Raw genomic sequence first — 24,603 nt, 5'->3', positions numbered from 1 at the left:
ATAATTACCAACTTTTTTGTCCTATAGACAATGAAAATAGATAAAGACCAACTTTTTTGTCCTATATGCCTTTTTAAATAAAAAAGGACAAAAATCTTATATATCTTCGTCCTTTCTATCATATTTGTTGTTAAGTAAAAATTATTTACCAACTTGGTTTCCGATAACACCGCCGACAGCTGCACCACCAACAGTACCAAGTGTTCCACCACCAGTTAATACTGCACCTGCGACCGCTCCAATACCTGCACCAGCAATAGTACTTTTATCTCGCTTACTTAAGTTTCCACAGGCAGCAACAGAAAGAATAACTACTGAAACAGCCATTAATTTAATTATAGTTTTCATCATTTTTCTCCTTAAAAGTAATTAAAATGATCTTCTCTAACATAACAGAGAAAAGTATAAAACAATAGTTATAGTTTTATTATTAAATGTTATTTAAGTACCAATAACAGCTTGTGAAATTTGGTTAATCAAATTTTTATAAATCGTACTTCCATCAGTCGAGTTCACTTTTATTTCAATAATTGTGGTACTTTTTCTTAAATAAGCATTTTTTAAGGTAGAAGTTAAGTCTGCCCATGTGTATGGACGTGAATAATTTAATTCGAACATTGTAGCAACTTGAGAAAAGTCGAGATTATGCGGTAAGCGGTAATATTGATCTTTTACTTCATTATCGACTGGCAACATATCAAAAATTGCTCCACCATTATTATTAATCACAAAAATAATCGTTGGGAATTTTACTTTTCTCAGTAAAGCTAAAGAATTCAAATCATAAAGTGCGGAAAGATCCCCTAAAAAAGCGACTAGTGGGGATTCACTTGCAATAGCAACGCCTGCTGCAGTAGCAAATAAGCCATCAATGCCACTCGCACCACGGTTTGTATATACTGGGTAATTGTTAGGAAGTTTACAAAGTGCATCTACTAAACGGACGAATAAACTATTGCCTAAAAAGAGTACGCCATTGCTTGGTAATAATCTTTCAATATGATGGGCAAGAGAGGCTTCATTGAGGTTACTACCAACTTGTTGTTCGATAAAATCTGCACAAAATTGGGATAGTGCTAAAGGTTCCAGTAACCAAGGTTTTTGGCGAAGTGGCGGGTGTGCACGCAACCAGTGATGTACTTTAGCGTGGAAACGAGTTTGTTGATGATGATAAGGATCTAAGCGACGTTGAGAGTGATCAACCAACCAATATTCACCTTGAAAGGCTTGGAGGAACTGGTTAATACGTTTACTGATAATGCCACTACCTAATTGAATCACGATATCGGCTTGTAGTAGTTGGTTAAATACGGTTTGATTAGCTAACCAAATATCTGCGTAAGGTAACGTTGCTTCAACACCTGACTGTATATCTGTGAGTAATATCCACCCCATTGTATTTGCCCAAGTGGTGATCCCCATCGTTTGTTCAAGTGGTAAGCGTCCTACAACAATCACACCACGCTTGGCTCGCCAAAAATCCCATTTCTCATGGATTAAAACTTCAGTTTGATTTTCTGGATGATTTAACCATGGTTTTGAACTATTTAGCCAAATTTTAATTGGTTGTAACCAAGTATGGTTGTCAATTTGTTCAGCTTCTGCCTGATATAAAGGTTCGGCAAAGGGGACATTAATATGTATTACACCTGGCGTTAATGTTTGTTGATAACAGGCTTGTTCTAAGGTTGAAACTAACCAATTAGCACTATAATCTTGACTTGGTTTTGGTAAATTAATTTGTGCCACAGGGTAATGTGCAAACATTCCTTGTTGTGGAATAGCTTGATTTGCACCGCAATCAATTAATTCTAATGGCCGATCAGCACTTAAAATAATTAAATTTGTTTGAGTTTGATACGCTTCGACTATTGCAGGATAGAGATTTGCTACTGCAGTGCCAGATGTGACAATAATTGCAACTGGTTTATGTTGAACTTTTGCTAAGCCAAGAGCAAAAAAGCCCAAACCTCTTTCATCAAAATGGGTATGGCAAGTAACAAGACTTGCATCTTGTAACCGAGCAGCTTCAAGCGTTAGTGGGGTTGAGCGTGATCCTGGTGCAATACAAATGTGTTGTACACCATAGTTTACTAATGTTTTTAAAATAACTTTAGACCAACAGCGGTTAAATGTACTGATTGACATTGTTTTCTCCTCGATCTAAGTGAGTGTTAAATAAGGATAATAATCCTGACATTTTTTTGCTAATTTCTTGCCATTCTTCGCTGGCAACAGACTCTTTGACAATGCCAGCACCTGCAAATAGGTGTAATTTATCATGATTGAGTTGTGCAGAACGAAGACCAACACATAACTCAGAGAATTTTTGTGAAATAATGCCTATTGCACCTGCATACCAATCTCGCTCAAATGGCTCATAGCGTTTGATAAAATCTAATGCTGCTTGTTTAGGATAGCCTGCAATCGCCGCAGTAGGATGCAGAGTTAATAACGGTTCCCAATAACGGTATTGTGATGACAATATGGTATGAATTGGGCGACATAAATGTTGCACTTTTCTTAGAATGCGTAATTGTACATCTTCAATTTGTATATGTTGGCAAAAAGGCGACATTTTTTGTTGAATATCATCAGCAACAAATTGATTCTCTTCAAGATTTTTATGATCGTTTAATAACCAGTTTTGATAATGTAATTGTTGCTGTTTTGTATCACCGATAGGCGCTGTGCCTGCTAATGCCTCACTATATATATGGTCATCTATTCGTTGGTATAAGCATTCAGGGCTTGCACCTAGAAAAGCAGATTGTTGAGTTTCGGCAAACAGGAAGTGATAACAATGTTGATTGCTCACCGAACTTGCAGCTAAGAAATCAAAAGCATTTAAATGATTGTTTAGACTAAATGTAACTTTTTGAGCTAATACAACTTTATCAAATTGTTTTTGTTGAATTGCTGTTAATGCTTGTTGAATTAGTGATTGCCAATGAAATTGATCACTGCTTTGTTGTATTAGTGTAGGGGTAATATTTTGGATAGATTGAATTGGTTTTTCCTGTAAAAAGGTTGTCCAATATTGTGCTAGTTGTTGTTGCTGGCTATGCCAATTTAGGTGGTTAATGAACAACTTAACGGTAAGTTTTTGGTCACAATACTCAAAATAGAATTGTGGTAATAGAAAATTCAATTCACCATCAAATTTCAGCCCGCCAATAAAATTAAAGGTAGGATATTGTTGTTTTAACTCAGTGAGCTGTTGGAAATCTTTGATTTGTAATAGTGAACCAAGTGCTGCAACTTCATATCGTTGATGACGTTGCTGAAAATAAAATTGTGGAAATAATGTTTGTGCTTTTAACCAAGCGATAAAATCAACCTTTGGGGTGTTAAGCGTAATTTGAATCATACCAAATGGTTGAGAGGATGGTTGATAAATAGCGATCTGCTCAGTTAATAATGTTTTGAGTTGTTGTAATACATTCATTGCAAATTAAGTAGTTCTATTTATCCAAATAATAACAAAGGGAGTAATTCTACCGTAATTTGAAATAAACTTCTTGAAAATCTTTCTAAGCCTAAAAAATTAGCGTAAAGTAACTCCTTATTGTTAATTAGTGATTTGCTAGGGTGATGCAGATGGATTATTTTCCAAAATCAAATAAGTTAGAACATGTTTGTTACGATATTCGTGGTCCAGTACATAAAGAAGCCTGCCGATTAGAAGAAGAAGGGCATAAAATTTTAAAATTAAATATTGGAAATCCTGCCCCATTTGGTTTTGAAGCACCAGATGAAATTTTAGTTGATGTCATTAGAAATTTACCAACAGCACAAGGCTATTGTGATTCAAAAGGGTTGTATTCGGCACGCAAAGCGATTGTGCAATATTACCAATCAAAAGGGTTATTAAATGTAGGCGTCAATGATGTTTACATTGGTAATGGTGTGTCAGAATTGATCACAATGTCAATGCAAGCATTATTAAATGATGGCGATGAAGTTTTAGTGCCGATGCCAGATTATCCTTTGTGGACTGCAGCAGTGACTTTGTCGGGTGGTAAAGCTGTACATTATCTTTGTGATGAAGAGCAAAATTGGTTTCCTGATATTGAAGATATTAAGCAAAAAGTATCTAGCCGCACAAAAGCGATTGTCATTATTAACCCAAATAATCCAACGGGTGCGGTTTATAGTAAAGAGCTATTACTTGAAGTTGCGGAAGTGGCTCGTCAGAATAAGCTCATTGTTTTTGCAGATGAGATCTATGACAAAATTTTATATGACGGTGCAGTCCATCACCATATAGCAGCATTAGCACCAGACTTATTAACTGTAACATTAAATGGTTTGTCGAAAGCGTATCGTGTTGCTGGTTTCCGCCAAGGTTGGATGGTATTAAATGGACCTAAGAAGGCAGCAGCAGGTTATATTGAAGGGTTGGATATGTTAGCTTCGATGCGTTTATGTGCCACAGTGCCAATGCAACACGCCATTCAGACAGCATTAGGTGGATATCAAAGTATTAATGAGTTTGTGCTTCCAGGTGGACGATTATTGGAACAACGTAATAAGGCATATGAATTAATCACGCAAATTCCAGGTATCAGTTGTGTTAAACCACAAGGTGCAATGTATATGTTCCCTAAAATTGATACAGAGATGTATAACATTTATGATGATGAAAAATTTGTGTTTGATCTATTAACACAAGAAAAGGTGTTGTTAGTTCATGGTAGAGGCTTTAATTGGCATAAACCAGACCATTTCCGTATTGTCACGTTGCCTTATGTACATCAAATTGAAGAAGCAATGATGAAGTTAGAAAGATTCTTGAGTCATTATCATCAATAATATCTTTCATTTTCCTGACTGATTTAAAGATCTCCCTTAGCAAATTGCAAGGGAGATTTTTTATTGCCTTTTTATCTGAAAATTTCGCTGCGATGCTTTTCTTTATTTCATAAAAATTATTTTTATATCAAAAATAATAAAACAGCTTTTCAAAAAATATAAAGCAAACTATTATTTTATTCATAGAATAAAAAATGTTCTGATGAGTTAGTTGTTATTGTAAGAAAAAAATTATGCTATAGGAGTACTTAATGATGAAAAGTAGAATTGCAATTCTGGGTGAATGTATGATTGAACTTTGGAACGATCATGATTGTTATCGACAGGGTTTTGCTGGAGATACATTGAATACGGCAATTTATCTTTCAAGGCTATTAGGTACTTCTAGTCAGGTTGCTTATATTACGGGTGTAGGTAAAGATGATTTAAGCCAAGCTATGTTAGCTTATTGGGAAACAGAAAAAATTGATACCTCTTCAGTGTTCGTTGTGCCAAATAAGCAACCTGGGTTATATATGATAAAAACCGATGAGAATGGGGAACGTCGTTTTTTATATTGGCGTAATGATTCGGCAGCACGCTATTGGTTAGCTCCGTTATCGGTAGAGGAAATAACAGTTCTTTTAGCGTCATATAATTATCTTTATTTGAGTGGGATCAGTTTGGCAATTTTGCCTACAAACGAGCGTGAAAAATTGCTTACAGCAATTGAGCGAGCAAAGGTAAAGGTGATTTTTGATAACAATTATCGTCCAGCCTTATGGGAAAATATGGAAGCAACAAAATTAGCGTATCGTAAAATATTATCGGTTGCAGAAATCGCTTTTTTAACTTTTGAGGATGATCAGGCATTATATGGATTTACTGATTATCAACAATCTATTGATTTAGCGCTTCAATTAGGTGTCAAAGAAGTTGTTGTGAAGCGAGGTAAAGAACCTTGTGTAGTAGCAACATCGTCAGATCGTTATGAAATTGCCGCAACAAAAGTAGAAAAGGTAATTGATACGACAGCCGCAGGAGATTCGTTTAGTGCTGGCTATTTAGCCAAAAGATTACAAGGCGGTACGATTGTGGAATCTGCCCAAGCGGGGCATAAACTTGCAGGTACAGTGATTCAACACAAAGGCGCTATTATTCCAACAACCGCAATGCCATTATTTTAATTATTTATTAAATAGGGTAACCATAGAAACCTAAACGTTCAGAGATATGTTTACCTGCTTGTTGGAGTAGATTTACCAAATAAGGGCGATCTTTTTCTTTAAAGCGAATTGATGGTAGAGAAATAGATAGCCCTGCGATGATATTTCCTAAATGATTATAAACAGGTGTTGCAATACAAGTTATTCCTTCTTCTTGCTCTTCATTATCTTCTGCATAATGCTTCTCTCGAATGGAATGAATTTCAAGAATAAGTTGTTCTACATTAGTTACTGTATTTTTAGTATGTTGAATGAATTCAACTTTAGACAAAATTGCTCTCACTTGTTCATCTGTTAGTCCAGAAAGCAAAATTTTTCCTATTCCAGTACTATATAGAGGGTTACGTCTACCAATGCGTGAATACATTCTAAGATTATATTTTGAATCGATTTTATGAAGATAGACTATTTCATGTGTATCTAAAATACCTAAGTGTAATGTTTCTCCTGTGAGTTCTGAAATATATTGCATTTCTTTATCTGCAAAAGAAACTAAGTCGGTATATTCTAATGAACGAGAACTAAGCTCAAATAACTTTAAGGTTAAACTATATTTATCACTATCATCTTCTTGATAAACATAACCTAAGTTTTTCATTGTTTGTAGAAAACGATAAGTAGTACTTTTTGACATCATCAATTTTTGTGAAAGTTCAGTAATACCTATATCTTTTTGTTCAGACAACATTTCTAAAATACTAAAAACTTTCAAAACTGAGGCAACAGATTCTAATGAGGTAGTGTCTTTTTTCATCTTATTCCTTAGGATATTAAGGTAAATAGAATATTGGTAATGATATTTATTGGAAGAAATATCTAACTTATGCAGTATCAGTTTATCGTATTTTAGAGATAGTTCTACCGTAAAGTGGTTTATTTATAATAAATCTATTTTTCTCTTTTTAAAAATAAAACAATGTTTTAAAATTTTAAAATCAAATGTGCAATTTATGATATTTAGGTATGATGCTAGTACAACTATTAACTCTACCGCAACTTCTTGGAATGTTGGCATTTATTTTGGGTGTTCTCTCTTTTTATCAAAGAAATGATAAGAAGTTAAAGATAGTGATGTTGATTCAGAATATAACGTATATGACACACTTTCTTTTATTAGGCTCAAATGTATCAGCATTAAGTTCGTTGTTATCTGCGTGTCGTACAGCAACTGCAATTTATGTTTCATCAAAGTATGCAGCATTATTTTTTGTCATCGTAGGTATTACTTTTGGTTATGTTGTTTCGGATTCAATTTGGCAGTTTTTCCCTATTTTAGGAACAACAATAGGAACAATTTCATTATTTTTATTGAAAGGGATTCCAATGAGAATCTTGATGTTAGTAGGATCGGGATGTTGGTTAACAAATAATATTTTGGTAGGTTCTTTTGGTGGTATTTTATTAGAATCTACCGTGATTGTAATGAATTCGCTAACGATTTTACGTTTAGTATTACAAAATAAAGAAAAGGATCATGTTTTATCTTGATCAAGAAAGAAGAAAGGATATTTATCATTTTTAATGATCTATTTTTATGATCAGGCTTGAGAAATCAAGATAAAGTGAGTATAATCCACGACCTTTAATATAGTTAGTAGCGGGTCGGGTTTCATACCTGACGAGGTAGCTAACAAATCTAAACCAATTAGAATGTTGGTAATCCGAACCGTAGAGCTTAAGCTTTAGTTAATTATTGGAGAATTACAAATGTCCAGAGTCTGTCAAGTAACAGGCAAACGCCCGGCAGTTGGTAACAATCGTTCACACGCAATGAACGCAACTCGTCGTCGTTTTTTACCAAACCTTCACACTCACCGTTTCTGGGTTGAAAGTGAAAACCGTTTCGTAACTTTACGCTTAACAGCGAAAGGTATGCGTATTATTGATAAAAAAGGCATCGATGCAGTTTTAGCTGATCTTCGTGCTAAAGGCGAAAAAATCTAAGGAGCTGAAAAATGGCAGCAAAAGGTGCTCGTGAGAAAATTAAACTTGTTTCTACTGCAGAAACAGGTCATTTCTATACTACGACTAAAAATAAACGTAACATGCCAGAAAAAATGGAAATCAAAAAATATGATCCAGTTGTTCGTAAGCATGTTCTTTATAAAGAAGCTAAAATCAAATAATCGCTTTTTTATAAAACAATCCTTTTAAAGTTAACTGCACCCAACGGTATTTACTGATGGGTGCAGTTTTTTATCTATTAAAGCATAGATATAAATTAACATATCTTGAATTGTGTCACAGAATGAACAGTAGTATTCTGCGGTAAAACAGAACGAATCAAGGAATAATAATGAGGCAAGTTGAACGACCATTATCTGGTTTTCTATTGGCATTAACGACAGCGATTTGTTGGGGATCACTGCCGCTTGCTTTACAACGAGTATTAACTGTTTTGGATAGCTATACCATTGTTTGGTTACGCTTTTTAGTTGCTATGTTAGGTCTTGTCGTTATTTTAGTAATGACAGGGAAATTACCTAATTTAAGAATTGCATTTAATCGTCGCTTTCGTTGGATAACATTAATTGGATGCATAGGATTAGCGGCTAACTTTATCCTTTTCAATACTTCATTAGAGTATATTAATCCATCTGTTTCGCAGGTATTAGGGCAAGTATCGCCATTTTTTATGATGTTGGCTGGGGTTATTATTTTTAAAGAAAAACTCAGTTGGAATCAAAAGTTGGGTGCAGCATTATTATTTATTGGTCTCTTAACTTTTTTTAATGAGCGTCTAGTTGAGTTGTTTACGAGTTTAACGACTTATACCAAAGGTGTTTTAATTTGTGTGTCTGCGGCAATTATTTGGGTATCTTATGCAATTGCTCAAAAATTATTATTACGACGTTTTAATTCACAGCAAATTTTGCTGATTTTTTATGTCGGTGCAGCATTAATTTTTACACCATTTAGCCATCCATCAAGTTTATCAGGGCTAACATGGCCTATTGCACTTTGTTTAGTATATTGTTGTTTAAATACATTAGTCGCTTATGGAGCTTATGCAGAGGCATTAAATCGTTGGGAAGTGGCAAAAGTAAGCTCAATTATTACCTTAACACCGTTATTTACTATCTTGTTTGTGGAAATCTTTCATAGTGTTTTTCCCGATATTGTTGCCGCATCTAATTTGAATTTTTTGGCATATGTTGGTGCATTTATTGTAGTATTAGGCGCATTGTGTTCAGCGGCAGGGCATAAATTAATTAAGACACGTCGGTTTGACGTCATAGGAGATAAATAAAAATGAAATTTATTGATGAAGCATTAATTAGAGTAGAAGCTGGCGATGGCGGTAATGGCTGCGTGAGCTTTCGACGTGAAAAATATATCCCTAAAGGTGGCCCAGATGGCGGTGATGGCGGTGATGGTGGCGATGTTTATTTAATTGCTGATGAAAATCTTAATACGCTCGTGGATTATCGCTTTGAAAAACGTTTTGCTGCAGGACGAGGTGAAAATGGCAGAAGTTCAAATTGTACTGGGCATCGTGGTAATGATATTACCTTAAGAGTACCAGTAGGAACACGTGCAGTTGATAATGATACTCGAGAAGTGATTGGTGATTTAACTGAGCACAATATGAAATTATTGGTGGCAAAAGGGGGATATCACGGTTTAGGAAATACACGTTTTAAATCTTCTGTAAATCGAGCACCACGTCAAAAAACCAATGGTACACCAGGTGAAAAACGTGATTTACAACTGGAATTAATGCTACTTGCTGATGTGGGAATGTTAGGTTTACCTAATGCAGGGAAGTCAACGTTTATTCGTGCTGTTTCTGCTGCGAAGCCGAAAGTTGCTGATTACCCATTTACCACATTAGTACCGAGCCTTGGTGTAGTAAAAGTGGATGATAATCGTAGTTTTGTGGTTGCAGATATTCCAGGATTAATCGAGGGAGCCTCTGAAGGTGCTGGGTTGGGTACGCGTTTCTTAAAACATTTAGAACGTTGTCGAGTTTTAATTCACCTTGTGGATCTATTGCCGATTGATGAGAGTGATCCCGCAGATAATATTGCCATTATTGAAACAGAATTATTCCAATATAGTGAAAAATTAGCAGAAAAACCTCGTTGGTTGGTATTTAATAAGATTGATACGATGGATGGTGAAGAAGCACAACAGCGAGCAGCGGAAATCGTTGAGCGTATTGGTTGGGATGAAGATTATTATCTTATTTCTGCGGCAACAGGACGTAATGTACCAACTCTTGTGCGAGATGTGATGGACTTTATTGAAGCAAATCCTCGTGAAAAAGCGGTAACACCAGAAAATGAAGAAGTGAAGTTCAAATGGGAAGATTATCATCAGCAACAGTTATCTGATGTACAAATTGAAGAGGATGATGACGATTGGGATGATTGGTCAGAAGAGGATGAAGAAGGGGTTGAGATTATTTATAAACCTTGATCCATATAGACTAAACAAAGATATGAAAAGGAGAAATAAATGTATAAGTTTGGGTTAAGTTGCCTTAAATTTAAGCGTAGAGGAGGAGTAGAAAGCTACGTCCTTTCTTTAGTCAATGGATTCAATCAGCAAAATATTGATTTTAATATTTATTGTGATATTGTTATTTGTGGTGGAAATCATAAAGGCTTCATTAAAGCAACTAATAAAAAGAAAAAATTTTATGATAATTTAAAAATAGCTCAAGAACAAAAAACATATAATTCATCTAAAGCGATTATTGCTCATTCTGAATTAATGAAGAATGAGCTTATTGAGTTGTATCAAGTACCTGAGGATAAAATCAAGGTCATATATCCACCTATTGATAGTGAGGCATTTTATATAAGAGATGATAATGAAAGACTGAAATTAAGGGAAAAATATAATTTTTCTAAGGAAAAAATCTATTTCTTATTTCCATCAACAGGGCACAAGAGGAAAGGCTTTGAATTGTTAGCAGAATATTTTAATAAGAGTAATTTGCCAATAGAGTTAGTTGTAGTAGGAAGTGAAATAGATAAAAAATATGAAAAGTATAAGAATATTCGTGAATTAGGTTTTTCTAATACGATGAGTGAGTTGTATAGTTGTGTTGATTTCACAATTATGGCATCAATATACGAACCATTTGGTTTAGTAGCGGTAGAGTCTATTTTATGTGGTACTCCCGTAGTCATGTCTGACAATATGGCTTGTACAGAAGTGTTTAATCATCAAAGTGGAATTACCTTTGATCGTTCAAGACAAGATTCTCTTGATATTGCAATAAAGCAAGCAGTGAATCGTGTAAAAGTTGGACAAGGTAGAATAGATAATCCTCTGAATGCATTAGAATATGATCCCAGTTTATCTAAGCATATAGAGGATATTATTACGGTTGTAGATCAAATAAAAAGTGTTAGATAAAGGCTTATAGTTATTCTTCTTTAATTATTTTCTGGCTTGTAATGCAACGTTCAATTTACCCTGAGCCTGTTGTAATAACTGTTCTGCCTCAGTGCGTTGTAAATGGCCTAAAATCATCATAATTGCTAATTTGGCTTGATTATCGGCTAGTTGTAGATAATGGGTGGCAGTTTGTTGATCGCATTCTGTGGCTTGCATCACAATTTTGACTGCACGATGGCGAAGTTTTTCATTTGTCGCTTGTACATCAACCATAAGATTTTGATAGCATTTTCCCATTTGTACCAAACTGGCAGTTGAGAGCATATTTAGCACCATTTTTTGTGCAGTACCTGCTTTTAAACGTGATGAACCTGTCAAAATTTCTGCACCAACAACTGGTGTAATGGCAATGTCGGCAAGCTTTGCCATTTCTGAATTTGGGTTACAACTAATTGCAACAGTAGTTGCACCGAGTTGTTTTGCATAGGCAAGTCCACCTAAGACATATGGCGTTCTGCCACTAACAGCTAAGCCTACGACCACATCTTTAGCAGAGAGTGCGAGTTGCTGTAAATCAAATTGTCCTGCTTGTGTATTATCTTCGGCATTTTCAACCGCTTGGCGAATAGCTTTATCACCACCAGCAATAATACCAATCACTTGATTTGGGCTAACACCGAATGTAGGCGGACATTCAGACGCATCTAATACTCCAAGTCGTCCGCTCGTCCCTGCCCCCTGATAGATTAAGCGTCCACCTTGTTGAAAAGCCTCAACAATGCAGTCAATGGCTTGTGCAATAATGGGAAGTTGGCTTTTGATTGCGATTGCCACCTGTTGATCTTCTTGATTCATCAGTTCAACAATTTCAAGAGAAGAGAGTTGATCTAATTGTGAGGAATTTGGATTGCGTTGTTCAGAGGTTAGTTGATCTAATGTTTGAGTAAGTGAAGACATTGGTTAATCCTAATGGTTAAAATGTATCAGCTAAATGAATAGCACCTAAGATTGCAGCTCGAGAAGCGCCTGTTACTTCAGGAACATTTCCTGGTTGATGCTGCATAGTTTGATAAGCTAACCAAGCAAAAGCAGCCGCTTCGACAAAATCACTATCAATATCTTTATCGTCTGTTGTGCAGACTTGCCATTGTGGTAGTAATGCTTGTAACCGTTGCATGATGAGTGGATTTCTTGCTCCACCGCCACAAACTAATAATTGAGCAGGTACATGAGTTTCGGGAATAGGAAGTTGTTGCACAATGGATTGTACGGTTAACTCAAGTAATGTTGCTTGTACATCAACGGCTGGTATATCTGGGAAGTGTGATAATTGCTGTTGCAACCAAGAGAGATTAAATAATTCTCGTCCTGTACTTTTCGGTGGACGTTGTTGGAAATAGTGTTCACGTAAACAGTGATCTAATAAGGCTTGATGTACCGTTCCTTGGCTTGCCCAGATACCATTTTCATCAAAGCGTTTACCTTGATGAAGTTGGATCCAATTATCTAATAATGTATTACCCGGTCCAGTATCATAACCCGTTACCGAACCATTAGGTGGTAGAAGAGTAATATTACTAATGCCACCAATATTTAATACAACGGTGAAGCAAGCGGAATGAGCAAAAATAGCTTGATGAAATGCAGGAACTAAAGGTGCACCTTGTCCGCCATACGCCATATCTTTACGGCGAAAATCAGTAATGGTTGTTATACCTGTTTTCGCAGCAAGTAGATTGCCATCAACTAGCTGCATAGTAAAAGGAAACTCACATTGTGGTGCGTGCCAAACCGTTTGTCCATGGCAACCAATAGCGGTAATTTGCTGTGGCGATAAGTTAGTTTGAGTGAGTAATTTATTCACTTCTTCGATATAACATAACGATAAGCGATGTTCGACTTCACCTAGCTGTTGTAGGGTGGTGTTACCTTGCATTAATTGGGTGAGATCTTGACGTAATGATTCTGGCATAGGTGAAAATTGACTGGCAAGCATTTGTGGTTGTGCAGTAGCAAAATCAACTAATGCAATATCAATACCATCTAAACTTGTGCCTGACATAATGCCGATATAAAGAGATGAGGACATAAAGCAGCCTTTATCAAAGAATGTTATCAGGCAAATATTATAAACAATAATGTAAGTAGGAAAATAAGAAATATTGAATTAAAAGGATTGGTGGGCGATACCGGTCTCGAACCAGTGACCCCCTCCTTGTAAGGGAGGTGCTCTCCCAACTGAGCTAATCGCCCGAATAGCATATATTCGTGGTTATTAACAATAGTGGTGGGCGATACCGGTCTCGAACCAGTGACCCCCTCCTTGTAAGGGAGGTGCTCTCCCAACTGAGCTAATCGCCCACATTGTTAATATTGGGTGATGCCATAAGTGGTGGGCGATACCGGTCTCGAACCAGTGACCCCCTCCTTGTAAGGGAGGTGCTCTCCCAACTGAGCTAATCGCCCTTATGACAAACAAAATATGGTGGGCGATACCGGTCTCGAACCAGTGACCCCCTCCTTGTAAGGGAGGTGCTCTCCCAACTGAGCTAATCGCCCACATTTTGTGTTCGACGCATTATAATTATAATTTGTGATCAGTCAATCGCTTTTTATGGCTTTGGCTTTAATTGTTGTAAAAGTAAGCATAAATTTGAACTTTTTATTAAGAAATGCGCTAACTCGTAGTAGAATAACGCGGTTTTTTGACAATAAAGATGATTGATAGGCACAGCTAATGGAAATTAAAAGTTTATTTAATTTAGATCCAAATGTGAAAGTTCGTACTCGCTTTGCTCCAAGCCCAACAGGGTATTTACATGTAGGTGGAGCAAGAACCGCACTTTATTCGTGGTTATATGCAAAACATAACCAAGGCGAGTTTGTATTACGTATTGAAGATACTGATTTAGAACGTTCTACCCAAGAAGCAACAGATGCTATTTTAGATAGTATGGCGTGGTTAGGTTTATCTTGGGAACATGGTCCTTATTATCAAACCAAACGTTTTGATCGTTATAACCAAGTAATTGATCAAATGCTTGAACAAGGATTAGCGTATCGTTGTTACTGTAGTAAAGAACGTTTAGAGGCATTAAGAGAAGAACAAGAAAAAAATAAAGAAAAACCTCGTTATGACCGCCATTGTTTACATGATCATAGTCATGATCCAAGTGAGCCTCATGTGGTTCGTTTCAAAAACCCAACGGAAGGTTCAGTGATTTTTGATGATGCGGTGCGTGGTAAGATTGAAATTAGTAATAGTGAGTTAGATGATCTCATTATTCGCCGTACAGATGGTTCACCAACATACAACTTCTGTGTTGTTGTCGATGACTGGGATATGGGAATTACCCATGTAATTCGTGGTGAAGACCATATCAATAATACCCCTAGACAAATTAATATCTTAAAAGCGTTAAATGCACCAATTCCACAATATGCACACGTCTCCATGATTCTTGGTGATGATGGACAAAAATTATCAAAACGCCACGGTGCAGTGAGTGTAATGCAGTATCGTGATGAGGGTTTCCTACCAGAAGCATTATTGAATTATTTAGTGCGTTTAGGTTGGGGACACGGCGATCAAGAAGTCTTTTCAATCGATGAGATGGTGGAATATTTTGATATTCATCAGGTGAGTCGTTCAGCCAGTGCATTTAATACCGATAAACTATTATGGTTGAACCATCATTACATTCGTGAATTACCAGCCGAAAAAGTGGCTAGTTATTTAGCTTGGCATATGCAAGATCAGCAGATCAATACAGAAAATGGTCCAGCACTAACTGAAATTGTGAAAGCGTTAGGCGAACGTTGTAAAACATTAAAAGAAATGGCAGCAGCAAGCCGTTATTTCTATGAAGATTTTGCTGAATTTGATGAAGCTGCGGCGAAAAAGCATCTGAAATCGGCTGCGATTGCACCATTAACAGAAGTGTTATCTCAATTAGAACAATTAGAAAATTGGCAGGCACATGACTTACACCAAGTTATTGAAGAAACTGCAGCGAAGTTAGAAATTGGGATGGGTAAAGTGGGAATGCCATTACGTGTCGCTGTGACTGGTGCAGGTCAATCACCATCATTAGATATTACGATGGAATTGATTGGCAGAACACGTTGTTTAGCTCGTATCCAACAAGCTATTGAGTTCATTAAAAATAAAGCAGAAGCAGTATAATCTGTTTGCTTTTTAGTCAAAAAGGGAATGCCTATCCCTTTTTGACTAAATTACATTGACATCAAGAAAGACGCCAATTAATATTAGCAACGTCCATTTTAGTGGGGATATAGCTCAGTTGGGAGAGCGTTTGAATGGCATTCAAAAGGTCGTCGGTTCGATCCCGATTATCTCCACCATCTTTAATTCCTTTCATTTAATCTGTTTTTATTCAAAAAATAATTTAATCATTGATCCCTAGCATTGATAACACTTTTGCTTTATTCTTGCAGTTCTATTTTTGGTCCGTCTATTTAGTATAGCGGTGAGATGATTTTGTCTAAATAAGGAGCCTTAAGTCAGTGGAAAAAACTGTCCTCAATCCTGAGCTTCAAGCTGTTTCTAGTAATGCGGATACTATTCGTGAAGCCTGCAATATCAATTATTGGGGTATGAATTATTACAATGTGGATGAGAATGGTGAAATTTATGTTTGCCCTAATCCTGAAAAACCAACCAGTAGAGTATCTTTGGCTAAACTAGCCGAACAGATGCAACAACAAGGTGCTCGACTACCTACATTATTTTGTTTTCCTCAAATTATTCAACATCGTTTACGTTCCATTAATGCGGCGTTTGCACAAGCACGGCAAGAATTTGGCTATGAAGGAAACTATTTTTTGGTTTATCCAATTAAAGTAAATCAATATCGTCGAATTATTGAATCTTTAATTACTTCGGGGCAACCATTGGGATTAGAGGCAGGATCAAAAGCTGAGTTAATGGCAGTACTTGCTCACGCTGGACAGACCAAAACAGTGATTGTATGTAATGGTTATAAAGATCGCGAGTATATTCGTTTTGCTTTGATGGGTGAAAAACTCGGACATAAAGTTTATCTTGTGATTGAAAAAATTTCTGAAATCTTTTTAGTTTTAGAAGAAGCCCAAAAATTAAAAGTGCGTCCGCGTTTAGGGGTGCGAGCGAGATTAGCCTCACAAGGTTCAGGTAAGTGGCAATCGTCTGGTGGTGAAAAATCGAAATTTGGTTTGTCAGCATCTCAGGTTTTAGAGTTAGTTAACCTATTAAAAGAACAAGACAGTTTAGATTGTTTGCAACTTTTACATTTCCATTTGGGATCGCAATTAGGCAATATTCGTGATGTTGCTACAGGTGTGCGTGAAAGTGCCCGTTTCTATGTAGAATTACACCGTTTAGGTGTCAATATTCAATGTTTTGATGTTGGTGGTGGTTTAGGGGTTGATTATGATGGTAATCGCACTGAATCGGATTGTTCCGTAAATTATGGTTTGCGTGAATATGCCGAAACAGTGGTGTGGGGGATTGGTCAGGCTTGTCGTGAATATAATCTGCCACATCCAACGATTATTACTGAATCAGGTCGAGCAGTTACCGCTCATCATGCAGTATTAGTATCAAATGTCATAGGAGTAGAACGTTATTTACCTTCAACATTACCTGCACCAAAAGAGAGCGATCCGCGTGTATTACATAGTATGTGGGAAACGTGGACAGATATTTTATCATCAAGAGAAAAACGTTCTTTACGCAGTTGGATTCATGAAAGCCAATTCGATCTTTCTGATGTACATAATCAATATAATGTTGGTTTAATCAATTTAGAACAACGAGCTTGGGCAGAACAATTATATTTGAATATTTGCCATGAAGTGGGTGAGTTATTCAGTGAACGCCATCGTTCGCATCGTACGATTATTGATGAGTTACAAGAGCGTTTTGCAGATAAGTTATATGTTAATTTCTCGTTATTCCAATCTTTACCAGATGCATGGGGAATTGATCAGCTATTCCCTGTTTGCCCATTAACGCAACTTAATGAGCCTGTTAGTCGTCGAGCTGTACTATTGGATATTACTTGTGATTCAGATGGGACGATTGATCACTATATAGATGGTGATGGAATCACAACTACAATGCCAATGCCAAATTATGCAGTGGATAACCCACCATTAGTTGGGTTCTTTATGGTGGGAGCCTATCAAGAAATTTTAGGAAATATGCATAATCTTTTTGGTGATACGACAACTATCGATATTGTTTTAGATGATAAAGGCGAAGTGGTCGTTTTAGCACACGATGCAGGTAATACGGTGGCGGATATGTTGCATTATGTGTATTTAGATCCTAAACAATTAATTGCACGTTATCGTGAACAGATAGAACATTCAACGTTACCAGCCTCTGAAGCATTGCAATTTTTAAAAGAGTTAGAAGATGGTTTGAATGGTTACACTTATTTGGAAGAAGAGTAGGGCATAAATATGTTTAACACACTTGGTCATAAAGAAGATATTTCATTGGTATCCAATAATTTTGGCTTTTTACGTTTACCATTAAATTTTATGCCACAAACCAGTGATGCAGATTGGGTCATTACAGGTGTACCTTTTGATGCGTCAGTATCGGGGCGTTCTGGTACTCGATTTGGGGCAGAAGCAATTCGTAGAGCATCAGTGAATTTAGCTTGGGAACATTGTCGTTTTCCGTGGAATTTTGATGTGCGAGAAAGGTTAAATATTGTTGATTGTGGTGATCTCGTTTATTCCTATGGTGATAATCAAGATTTTGTTGAACAATTAGAAGCACATACAATGTCATTGTTGCAAGCAGGAAAACGTTGTTTAACCTTAGGCGGTGATCATTTTATTACGTTACCGCTATTACGCGCATATGCAAAACATTTTGGTAAATTGGCCTTGATTCATTTTGATGCACATACAGATACTTATGAAAATGGTAGTTGTTATGATCACGGTACAATGTTTTACCATGCACCGAAAGAAGGGTTGATAGATCCAAAACATTCGGTACAAATTGGTATTCGGACAGAATATGATCGCCATTTAGATTTCACTGTATTGGATGCACCGTTAGTCAATGATTTAAGTGTTGCTGAAGTGGTAGCAACAATCAAGCAGACAGTGGGAACAGACTTACCAGTTTATTTAACGTTTGATATTGATTGCCTAGATCCTGCATTTGCACCAGGAACAGGAACACCAGTATGTGGTGGTTTGAGTACAGATAAAGCACTAAAGATTTTGCGTGGTCTTGCTGATGTGAATATTGTTGGTATGGACGTTGTTGAAGTTTCTCCCGCATACGATAAGGCGGATATTACTGCATTAGCAGGTGCAACAATTGCATTAGAAATGTTGTATTTGCAGGGGAGTAAGCTGAAATAGTATTTATTTGATAAAAAATAGAGGCAAATAGCCTCTATTTTTATCAATAAGGAAGAAAGATAATGAAAAAACAAAAAATTGTATTAGCCACAGGAAATCAAGGTAAAGTCAATGAAATGGCAAATGTGTTGGCAGATTTTGGTTTTGAGGTCATCGCACAAACTGAGCTTGGGATAGAAAGTCCAGAGGAGACAGGATTAACTTTTGTGGAGAATGCGCTGCTTAAAGCTCGTCATGCAGCAAAATTGAGTGGTTTACCTGCGATTGCAGATGATTCTGGATTAGCGGTAGATTGGCTAAATGGAGCACCTGGTTTATATTCGGCACGCTATGCAGGTGAAAATGCAACGGATGCTGAAAATCGAGCAAAATTGTTAGCAGAATTACAGGGAGTATCCATAGAAAAACGTACAGCAAAATTTGTTAGTTGTATTGTGTTATTACGCTCAGAAAACGATCCTGTTCCGATTATTGCAGAAGGAGAGTGTAGAGGGACAATTAGTGAACAGGAAATCGGTGAGAATGGATTTGGCTACGATTCACTCTTCTTTTATCCTGAAAAACAGTTAACTTTTGCACAATTAACCAAAGCTGAAAAACAACAAGTATCACATCGGGCGCAAGCATTGAAAATATTACAACAAAAATTAAGATGATCGTGTTACCTCCTTTAAGCCTTTATATTCATATTCCTTGGTGTGTGCAGAAATGCCCATACTGTGATTTTAATTCTCATGCCCAGAAAGGCGAAATTCCTGAACAAGCCTATCTACAACATTTGTTGATGGATTTAGAGCAACAGTTACCTTATGTACAAGGACGAGAGTTACATACCATTTTTATTGGTGGTGGAACGCCGAGTTTATTTAGTGCAGAGAGTATCGCTTATTTATTACATCAAATTGAATTACGCATTCCTTATCGTGAGCAGATTGAAATTACCTTGGAAGCCAATCCAGGTACAGCCGAAGCACAACGTTTTCTAGGTTATCGGCAAGCTGGCGTGACGCGTCTTTCAATGGGCGTGCAGAGTTTTCATAATCACCAATTACAATTATTAGGGCGGATCCATAATAGTGATGAAGCAAAACGTGCGGTGATGTTTGCACAACAAGCAGGATTTGAGCAGTTTAATTTAGATTTAATGCACGGCTTACCTAATCAAACGTTAGACAATGCGTTATCTGATTTACAACAAGCGATAGATCTCAATCCCCCACATCTCTCTTGGTATCAATTAACGATTGAGCCAAATACATTATTTGCGAGTAAACCACCAAAACTACCAGATGATGATTTGTTATGGGAGATTTTTGCAGAAGGACATAAAAAATTAACCGCTGCAGGTTATCAACAATATGAAACCTCTGCTTATGCAAAAGTTGGGTTTCAGTGTGAACATAATTTAAATTATTGGCGGTTTGGGGATTATTTGGCGATTGGTTGTGGTGCACATGGTAAGGTAACTTTCCCTGAAGGAAAAATTTTGCGTTATTCACAAACTAAACACCCACAAGGTTATTTACAAGGGAACTATCGTTATCAACAACATGAGGTAGCCGATGAAGATCGTCCATTTGAATTTTTTATGAATCGTTTCCGTTTATTAGAACCTGTACCAAAACAAGATTTCACACAGTTTACAGGTTTATCATTAATGGCGATTGAAAAGCAAATAGACGAAGCGAAAAAACAAGATTATATTGTAGAACATCAGGAATGTTGGCAAATTACAGAACATGGCAAATTATTTTTGAATGATTTGTTGACACTTTTTTTATCTGAATAATAGAAAGGATATAGGCATGGATCAATTAACAATGAAAAAAATGGCAGCGAATGCAGCACTACAATATGTACAAGCAGATTCGATTGTTGGCGTAGGGAGTGGTTCAACCGTCAATTGTTTTATTGAAGCATTAGGTACAATTAAACATAAAATCAAAGGTGCAGTTGCTGCGTCAAAAAATTCTGAAGCGTTGTTACGTCAACAGGGTATTGAAGTATTTAGTGCAAATGATGTATCTGGGTTAGATATCTATGTTGATGGGGCAGATGAAATTACTCCGCACAAAATGATGATTAAAGGTGGTGGTGCGGCGTTGACCAGAGAAAAAATTGTTGCAGCATTGGCAAAAACATTTATTTGTATTGTTGATCGTTCAAAACAAGTTGATGTCTTAGGTTCGACTTTCCCATTGCCAGTAGAGGTCATTCCAATGGCTCGTTCTCAAGTAGCTCGCAAATTAGTCGCATTAGGTGGTTCACCAGAATATCGTGAAGGCGTAGTAACGGATAATGGCAACATTATTTTAGATGTGCATAATTTCAAAATTATTAATCCTGTCGAAATGGAAAAAGAATTAAATAATGTGGCTGGTGTGGTGACAAATGGTATTTTTGCATTACGTCCAGCAAATATTGTGATTGTTGGTACACCTGATGGCGCACAGATTATCAAATAAACTATCATTTTAATAACAAAGGAAAATGCAAACATGACAGCAAAAGTATCTTTAGATAAAGCAAAGATTAAATTTTTATTATTAGAAGGTGTGCATAATAGTGCATTAGAAGTTTTGCACAATGCAGGATATTCAAATATTGAATATCATAAAAAAGCCTTAGATGAAGAAGAATTAATCGAAGCGATTAAGGATGCACATTTTATTGGAATCCGTTCTCGTACCCATCTTACAGAGAAAGTTTTACAACATGCCCAAAAATTGATTGCGATTGGTTGTTTTTGTATCGGTACAAACCAAGTAGATCTAGAAGCCGCTAAACAGCGTGGTATTCCTGTATTTAATGCACCTTTCTCAAATACTCGCTCAGTTGCGGAATTGGTTTTAGGTGAGATCTTATTATTAATGCGTAATGTACCGAAAGCGAATTTTGAGGTGCATCGTGGCTTATGGAATAAGTCTGCTGAAGGTTCAAATGAGGCAAGAGGTAAGATTTTAGGTATTGTCGGTTATGGCCATATCGGTTCTCAATTAAGTGTGATTGCTGAATCACTTGGTATGAAAGTGTATTTTTATGATATTGAGAATAAACTACCATTAGGTAATGCACAGCAAGTGAGAACATTAGAAGAATTATTAACCATGAGTGATGTAGTTTCGCTTCATGTCCCAGAAAATAACTCAACTAAGAATTTAATGAGTGCTGAGCGTATTGCTCAATTAAAACAAGGTGCGATTTTAATTAATGCAGCGCGTGGTACAGTAGTGGATATCGATGCGTTAGCGAAAGCCTTAGACGAAGGAAAAGTGCGTGGCGCGGCGATTGATGTATTCCCGAAAGAACCAGCATCTATCAATGAAGTATTTGAATCACCATTACGTCGTTTTGAAAATGTCATTTTGACACCACATATCGGTGGATCAACAGCGGAAGCACAAGAAAATATTGGTACAGAAGTGGCAAGTAAATTTGTGAAATACTCAGATAATGGTTCAACCGTAACTGCAGTCAACTTCCCAGAAGTATCTTTACCAAGCCATAGTTTAGCGAAAGCAAAACGCCTATTACATATTCACCAAAATCGCCCAGGTATCTTGAATAAGATCAACCAAATTTTTGTGGATAATGGGGTAAACATTGCTGCACAGTATTTACAAACAGATGAATCTATTGGTTATGTGGTGGTGGACGTAGAATCTGATAACACAGAAAGCCTACAACAAAAACTGAAACAAATTGATGGTACAATTAAAGCGCGCGTATTGTACTAATTACTGTTAAAGAGAAGTGCCTTAGTCAGATGTATTGGTGAGGCACTTTTTCTTTATCTATTATAGATCATTTCTTATTTGGAAACTTATTGTTGTCTAAAGCTATCTTAATTTCCTATTTATTGATTGCTACAATCCTCTGCACAAAAAGTTAATAGAAGGATTGCCACTATTGTTATATATCAGAAAATCCGCAGAACGAGGCCATGCGAATCATGGCTGGTTGGATTCCTATCATACCTTTTCATTTGCAGGTTATTATGATCCACGTTTTATGGGGTTCTCGCATTTGCGTGTGATCAATGAAGATCGGATTATGCCTAGCAAAGGCTTTGGAACGCATCCTCATCGTAATATGGAAATTTTAACTTATGTACTTGAAGGCACAGTCGCTCATAAAGATAGTATGGGGAATATAGAAGAATTGAAAGCGGGAGAGTGTCAGATTATGTCAGCTGGCAGTGGCATTACACACTCAGAGTTTAATCCTAGCGAAACGGAGATGTTGCATCTCTATCAAATTTGGATTGAACCGAATGAGATGAATATTACACCTCGTTATGCACAAAAAGCATTTGCGGAAGTAGAGGGAGCTACCTTGATTCTTTCTCCTACAGCAGAAGCAAATTCTTTTAAAGTGTATCAAGATATGAAGTTATGGCGTTATCAATTTAAACAAACCCAGCAGACGAGTATTCCACTTGAGGAAAAAAGACATTACTGGTTACAAATGATCAAAGGTTCTGCCAAAATTAATGAGCAATATGTACAAGCTGGCGATGCGATTGCAGTAACTAACGAGTTAGCATTGAAGATAAAAATTGATAATCATGTTGAATTTCTACTATTTGATTTAGTGTAATGCTTGATAGCTAGAAAAGCTGCAATAAATTATTAAAAAGTACTTGCTATTTTATTAATGTTATATAAAATACACGAGCTTTTTTAAGCCATTTGATGTAATCATTTATCAAATGATGACAACGTTGGTTTTATTAATAAGTTGTCATAAGAAAATGTTTCCGATTTGGAAACTAAAATAGGTTAGTCGCACTTCTTTCCATTAACTATTGGAATTTGAGGTGTGAATTTTTTTATTAATCATTTTTTGAATGGAGCTCTGGTCTCATGCAGAACCAAAGAATCCGTATCCGCTTAAAAGCATTTGATCATCGTTTAATTGATCAATCTACAGCGGAAATCGTAGAAACGGCAAAACGTACAGGTGCTCAAGTTCGTGGTCCAATTCCACTACCAACCCGTAAAGAACGTTTCACAGTATTGATTTCTCCACACGTAAACAAAGATGCGCGTGATCAATATGAAATCCGTACTCACAAACGTTTGGTTGATATCGTTGAGCCTACTGAAAAAACTGTTGACGCTTTAATGCGTTTAGATCTGGCTGCCGGTGTTGATGTGCAGATCAGCCTAGGTTAATTTAAGAGGTTATTACAATGATTGGTTTAATCGGTCGTAAAGTTGGTATGACTCGTATCTTCAATGAAGATGGTGTGTCTATTCCAGTTACCGTAATCGAAATCGAAGCCAACCGCGTTACTCAAGTGAAAACCCTTGAAACAGATGGCTACTGTGCAGTTCAAGTTACAACTGGCTCAAAAAAAGCGAGTCGTGTAACTAAACCTGAAGCAGGTCATTTTGTTAAAGCAGGTGTTGAAGCTGGTCGCGGTTTATGGGAATTCCGTGTGGCTGAAGGTGAAGAATTCACTTTAGGTCAAGAAATTAATGTTGATATCTTCGCAGACGTGAAGAAAGTTGATGTTACTGGTACTTCAAAAGGTAAAGGCTTTGCAGGTACTGTAAAACGTTGGAACTTCCGTACTCAAGATGCTACACATGGTAACTCTTTGTCTCACCGTGTTCCTGGTTCTATTGGTCAAAACCAAACACCAGGTCGTGTGTTCAAAGGTAAAAAAATGTCTGGTCACTTAGGGAATGAACGTGTAACTGTTCAATCTTTAGAAGTGGTTCGTGTTGATGCTGAACGTAAATTACTATTAGTTAAAGGTGCTGTCCCAGGCGCAACTGGTGGTGATTTAATCGTTAAACCAGCAGTGAAAGCATAAGTCTAGGAGATAGGA

Annotated in this window: 24 protein-coding genes and 5 tRNA genes; 19 read left to right on the top strand and 10 right to left on the bottom strand. The window is 36.7% G+C overall.

Features of this window, described 5'->3' with window-relative positions; genetic code table 11:
• Positions 1-141: 141 nt before the first annotated feature.
• From ACFFHT_RS08420 to ACFFHT_RS08410, 3 genes are all read right to left on the bottom strand, one after another.
• The gene (locus ACFFHT_RS08420; protein ID WP_382375259.1) at positions 142-351 is read right to left on the bottom strand and encodes a YMGG-like glycine zipper-containing protein; all 210 of its coding nucleotides are present in this window, start codon (positions 349-351) and stop codon (positions 142-144) included.
• Positions 352-441: 90 nt separating this feature from the next.
• The gene (gene menD, locus ACFFHT_RS08415; RefSeq protein WP_382375257.1) at positions 442-2,148 is read right to left on the bottom strand and encodes a 2-succinyl-5-enolpyruvyl-6-hydroxy-3-cyclohexene-1-carboxylic-acid synthase; all 1,707 of its coding nucleotides are present in this window, start codon (positions 2,146-2,148) and stop codon (positions 442-444) included.
• The gene (locus ACFFHT_RS08410; RefSeq protein WP_382375255.1) at positions 2,129-3,448 is read right to left on the bottom strand and encodes an isochorismate synthase; all 1,320 of its coding nucleotides are present in this window, start codon (positions 3,446-3,448) and stop codon (positions 2,129-2,131) included. The genes menD and ACFFHT_RS08410 overlap by 20 nt, the downstream gene beginning before the upstream one ends.
• A 152-nt stretch (positions 3,449-3,600) precedes the next feature.
• Between ACFFHT_RS08410 and ACFFHT_RS08405 the strand changes: the two genes are divergently transcribed.
• Both ACFFHT_RS08405 and kdgK read left to right on the top strand, forming a co-directional pair.
• Complete coding sequence (locus ACFFHT_RS08405) at positions 3,601-4,815, top strand: pyridoxal phosphate-dependent aminotransferase (protein ID WP_382375253.1); 1,215 nt, start codon at positions 3,601-3,603, stop codon at positions 4,813-4,815.
• A gap of 251 nt (positions 4,816-5,066) precedes the next feature.
• Entirely contained in the window at positions 5,067-5,981 is a 915-nt protein-coding gene (kdgK, locus tag ACFFHT_RS08400; RefSeq protein WP_382375251.1) for a 2-dehydro-3-deoxygluconokinase, read from the top strand.
• 7 nt (positions 5,982-5,988) lie between these two features.
• On the opposite strand, the gene kdgR is transcribed toward kdgK, so the two are convergent.
• Positions 5,989-6,774 (bottom strand): DNA-binding transcriptional regulator KdgR, encoded by a 786-nt coding sequence (gene kdgR, locus ACFFHT_RS08395; RefSeq protein ID WP_382375249.1) that lies wholly within the window; start codon positions 6,772-6,774, stop codon positions 5,989-5,991.
• A 209-nt stretch (positions 6,775-6,983) separates the two neighbouring features.
• Between kdgR and ACFFHT_RS08390 the strand changes: the two genes are divergently transcribed.
• From ACFFHT_RS08390 to ACFFHT_RS08365, 6 genes are all read left to right on the top strand, one after another.
• A complete protein-coding gene (locus tag ACFFHT_RS08390) occupies positions 6,984-7,508 on the top strand; it encodes a YgjV family protein (protein WP_382375247.1) in 525 nt (174 codons plus the stop codon).
• A 219-nt stretch (positions 7,509-7,727) separates the two neighbouring features.
• Positions 7,728-7,964 carry a 50S ribosomal protein L28 gene (gene rpmB / locus ACFFHT_RS08385; RefSeq protein WP_013746215.1) on the top strand — a complete coding sequence of 79 codons (237 nt, stop codon included), beginning with the start codon at positions 7,728-7,730 and terminating at the stop codon, positions 7,962-7,964.
• A gap of 11 nt (positions 7,965-7,975) precedes the next feature.
• Positions 7,976-8,146: a 50S ribosomal protein L33 gene (rpmG, locus tag ACFFHT_RS08380; protein ID WP_382375245.1), complete on the top strand. Its 171-nt coding sequence runs from the start codon at positions 7,976-7,978 to the stop codon at positions 8,144-8,146.
• A 170-nt stretch (positions 8,147-8,316) separates the two neighbouring features.
• Complete coding sequence (locus ACFFHT_RS08375; RefSeq protein WP_382375243.1) at positions 8,317-9,270, top strand: DMT family transporter; 954 nt, start codon at positions 8,317-8,319, stop codon at positions 9,268-9,270.
• A gap of 2 nt (positions 9,271-9,272) precedes the next feature.
• Positions 9,273-10,442 (top strand): Obg family GTPase CgtA, encoded by a 1,170-nt coding sequence (gene cgtA / locus ACFFHT_RS08370; protein WP_382375241.1) that lies wholly within the window; start codon positions 9,273-9,275, stop codon positions 10,440-10,442.
• Between the two features lie 39 nt (positions 10,443-10,481).
• Positions 10,482-11,390, top strand: coding sequence for a glycosyltransferase family 4 protein (locus tag ACFFHT_RS08365; protein WP_382375239.1), 909 nt, complete (start codon positions 10,482-10,484; stop codon positions 11,388-11,390).
• A gap of 24 nt (positions 11,391-11,414) precedes the next feature.
• On the opposite strand, the gene murQ is transcribed toward ACFFHT_RS08365, so the two are convergent.
• From murQ to ACFFHT_RS08335, 6 genes are all read right to left on the bottom strand, one after another.
• Positions 11,415-12,329: an N-acetylmuramic acid 6-phosphate etherase gene (gene murQ / locus ACFFHT_RS08360; protein ID WP_382375238.1), complete on the bottom strand. Its 915-nt coding sequence runs from the start codon at positions 12,327-12,329 to the stop codon at positions 11,415-11,417.
• 16 nt (positions 12,330-12,345) lie between these two features.
• The gene (locus tag ACFFHT_RS08355) at positions 12,346-13,461 is read right to left on the bottom strand and encodes an anhydro-N-acetylmuramic acid kinase (protein WP_382375236.1); all 1,116 of its coding nucleotides are present in this window, start codon (positions 13,459-13,461) and stop codon (positions 12,346-12,348) included.
• Positions 13,462-13,549: 88 nt separating this feature from the next.
• A tRNA-Val gene (locus tag ACFFHT_RS08350) sits at positions 13,550-13,625 on the bottom strand.
• Positions 13,626-13,657: 32 nt separating this feature from the next.
• Positions 13,658-13,733, bottom strand: a tRNA-Val gene (locus tag ACFFHT_RS08345).
• A gap of 29 nt (positions 13,734-13,762) precedes the next feature.
• A tRNA-Val gene (locus ACFFHT_RS08340) sits at positions 13,763-13,838 on the bottom strand.
• Positions 13,839-13,855: 17 nt separating this feature from the next.
• Positions 13,856-13,931: transfer RNA gene (locus ACFFHT_RS08335), tRNA-Val, on the bottom strand.
• Positions 13,932-14,109: 178 nt separating this feature from the next.
• On the opposite strand from ACFFHT_RS08335, the gene gltX reads away from it, so the two are divergent.
• From gltX to rplC, 11 genes are all read left to right on the top strand, one after another.
• The gene (gene gltX / locus ACFFHT_RS08330) at positions 14,110-15,558 is read left to right on the top strand and encodes a glutamate--tRNA ligase (protein ID WP_382375234.1); all 1,449 of its coding nucleotides are present in this window, start codon (positions 14,110-14,112) and stop codon (positions 15,556-15,558) included.
• Between the two features lie 103 nt (positions 15,559-15,661).
• A tRNA-Ala gene (locus tag ACFFHT_RS08325) sits at positions 15,662-15,737 on the top strand.
• A 162-nt stretch (positions 15,738-15,899) separates the two neighbouring features.
• Positions 15,900-17,831 (top strand): biosynthetic arginine decarboxylase, encoded by a 1,932-nt coding sequence (gene speA, locus ACFFHT_RS08320; protein WP_382375232.1) that lies wholly within the window; start codon positions 15,900-15,902, stop codon positions 17,829-17,831.
• A gap of 9 nt (positions 17,832-17,840) precedes the next feature.
• Positions 17,841-18,764: an agmatinase gene (gene speB, locus ACFFHT_RS08315; RefSeq protein ID WP_382375230.1), complete on the top strand. Its 924-nt coding sequence runs from the start codon at positions 17,841-17,843 to the stop codon at positions 18,762-18,764.
• A 62-nt stretch (positions 18,765-18,826) separates the two neighbouring features.
• Complete coding sequence (locus tag ACFFHT_RS08310) at positions 18,827-19,420, top strand: XTP/dITP diphosphatase (RefSeq protein ID WP_382375228.1); 594 nt, start codon at positions 18,827-18,829, stop codon at positions 19,418-19,420.
• Positions 19,417-20,553, top strand: a complete 1,137-nt coding sequence (hemW, locus tag ACFFHT_RS08305; RefSeq protein ID WP_382375226.1) for a radical SAM family heme chaperone HemW — start codon at positions 19,417-19,419, stop codon at positions 20,551-20,553. Before ACFFHT_RS08310 ends, hemW begins: the two co-directional genes overlap by 4 nt.
• Before the next feature lie 16 nt (positions 20,554-20,569).
• Positions 20,570-21,229 (top strand): ribose-5-phosphate isomerase RpiA, encoded by a 660-nt coding sequence (gene rpiA / locus ACFFHT_RS08300; RefSeq protein ID WP_382375224.1) that lies wholly within the window; start codon positions 20,570-20,572, stop codon positions 21,227-21,229.
• Between the two features lie 33 nt (positions 21,230-21,262).
• Complete coding sequence (gene serA / locus ACFFHT_RS08295) at positions 21,263-22,501, top strand: phosphoglycerate dehydrogenase (RefSeq protein ID WP_382375223.1); 1,239 nt, start codon at positions 21,263-21,265, stop codon at positions 22,499-22,501.
• 172 nt (positions 22,502-22,673) lie between these two features.
• On the top strand, positions 22,674-23,363 hold the full coding sequence (locus tag ACFFHT_RS08290) for a pirin family protein (RefSeq protein WP_382375221.1): 690 nt from the start codon (positions 22,674-22,676) through the stop codon (positions 23,361-23,363).
• A 266-nt stretch (positions 23,364-23,629) separates the two neighbouring features.
• Positions 23,630-23,941, top strand: coding sequence for a 30S ribosomal protein S10 (gene rpsJ, locus ACFFHT_RS08285; protein ID WP_001181005.1), 312 nt, complete (start codon positions 23,630-23,632; stop codon positions 23,939-23,941).
• Between the two features lie 17 nt (positions 23,942-23,958).
• Complete coding sequence (gene rplC / locus ACFFHT_RS08280; RefSeq protein ID WP_065231803.1) at positions 23,959-24,588, top strand: 50S ribosomal protein L3; 630 nt, start codon at positions 23,959-23,961, stop codon at positions 24,586-24,588.
• Positions 24,589-24,603: the final 15 nt, after the last annotated feature.

The organism is Gallibacterium melopsittaci, from assembly GCF_042433085.1.
In the GTDB taxonomy this organism is placed as follows: Bacteria; Pseudomonadota; Gammaproteobacteria; order Enterobacterales; family Pasteurellaceae; genus Gallibacterium; species Gallibacterium melopsittaci.
This window is presented reverse-complemented; position numbering and strand designations above follow the sequence as displayed.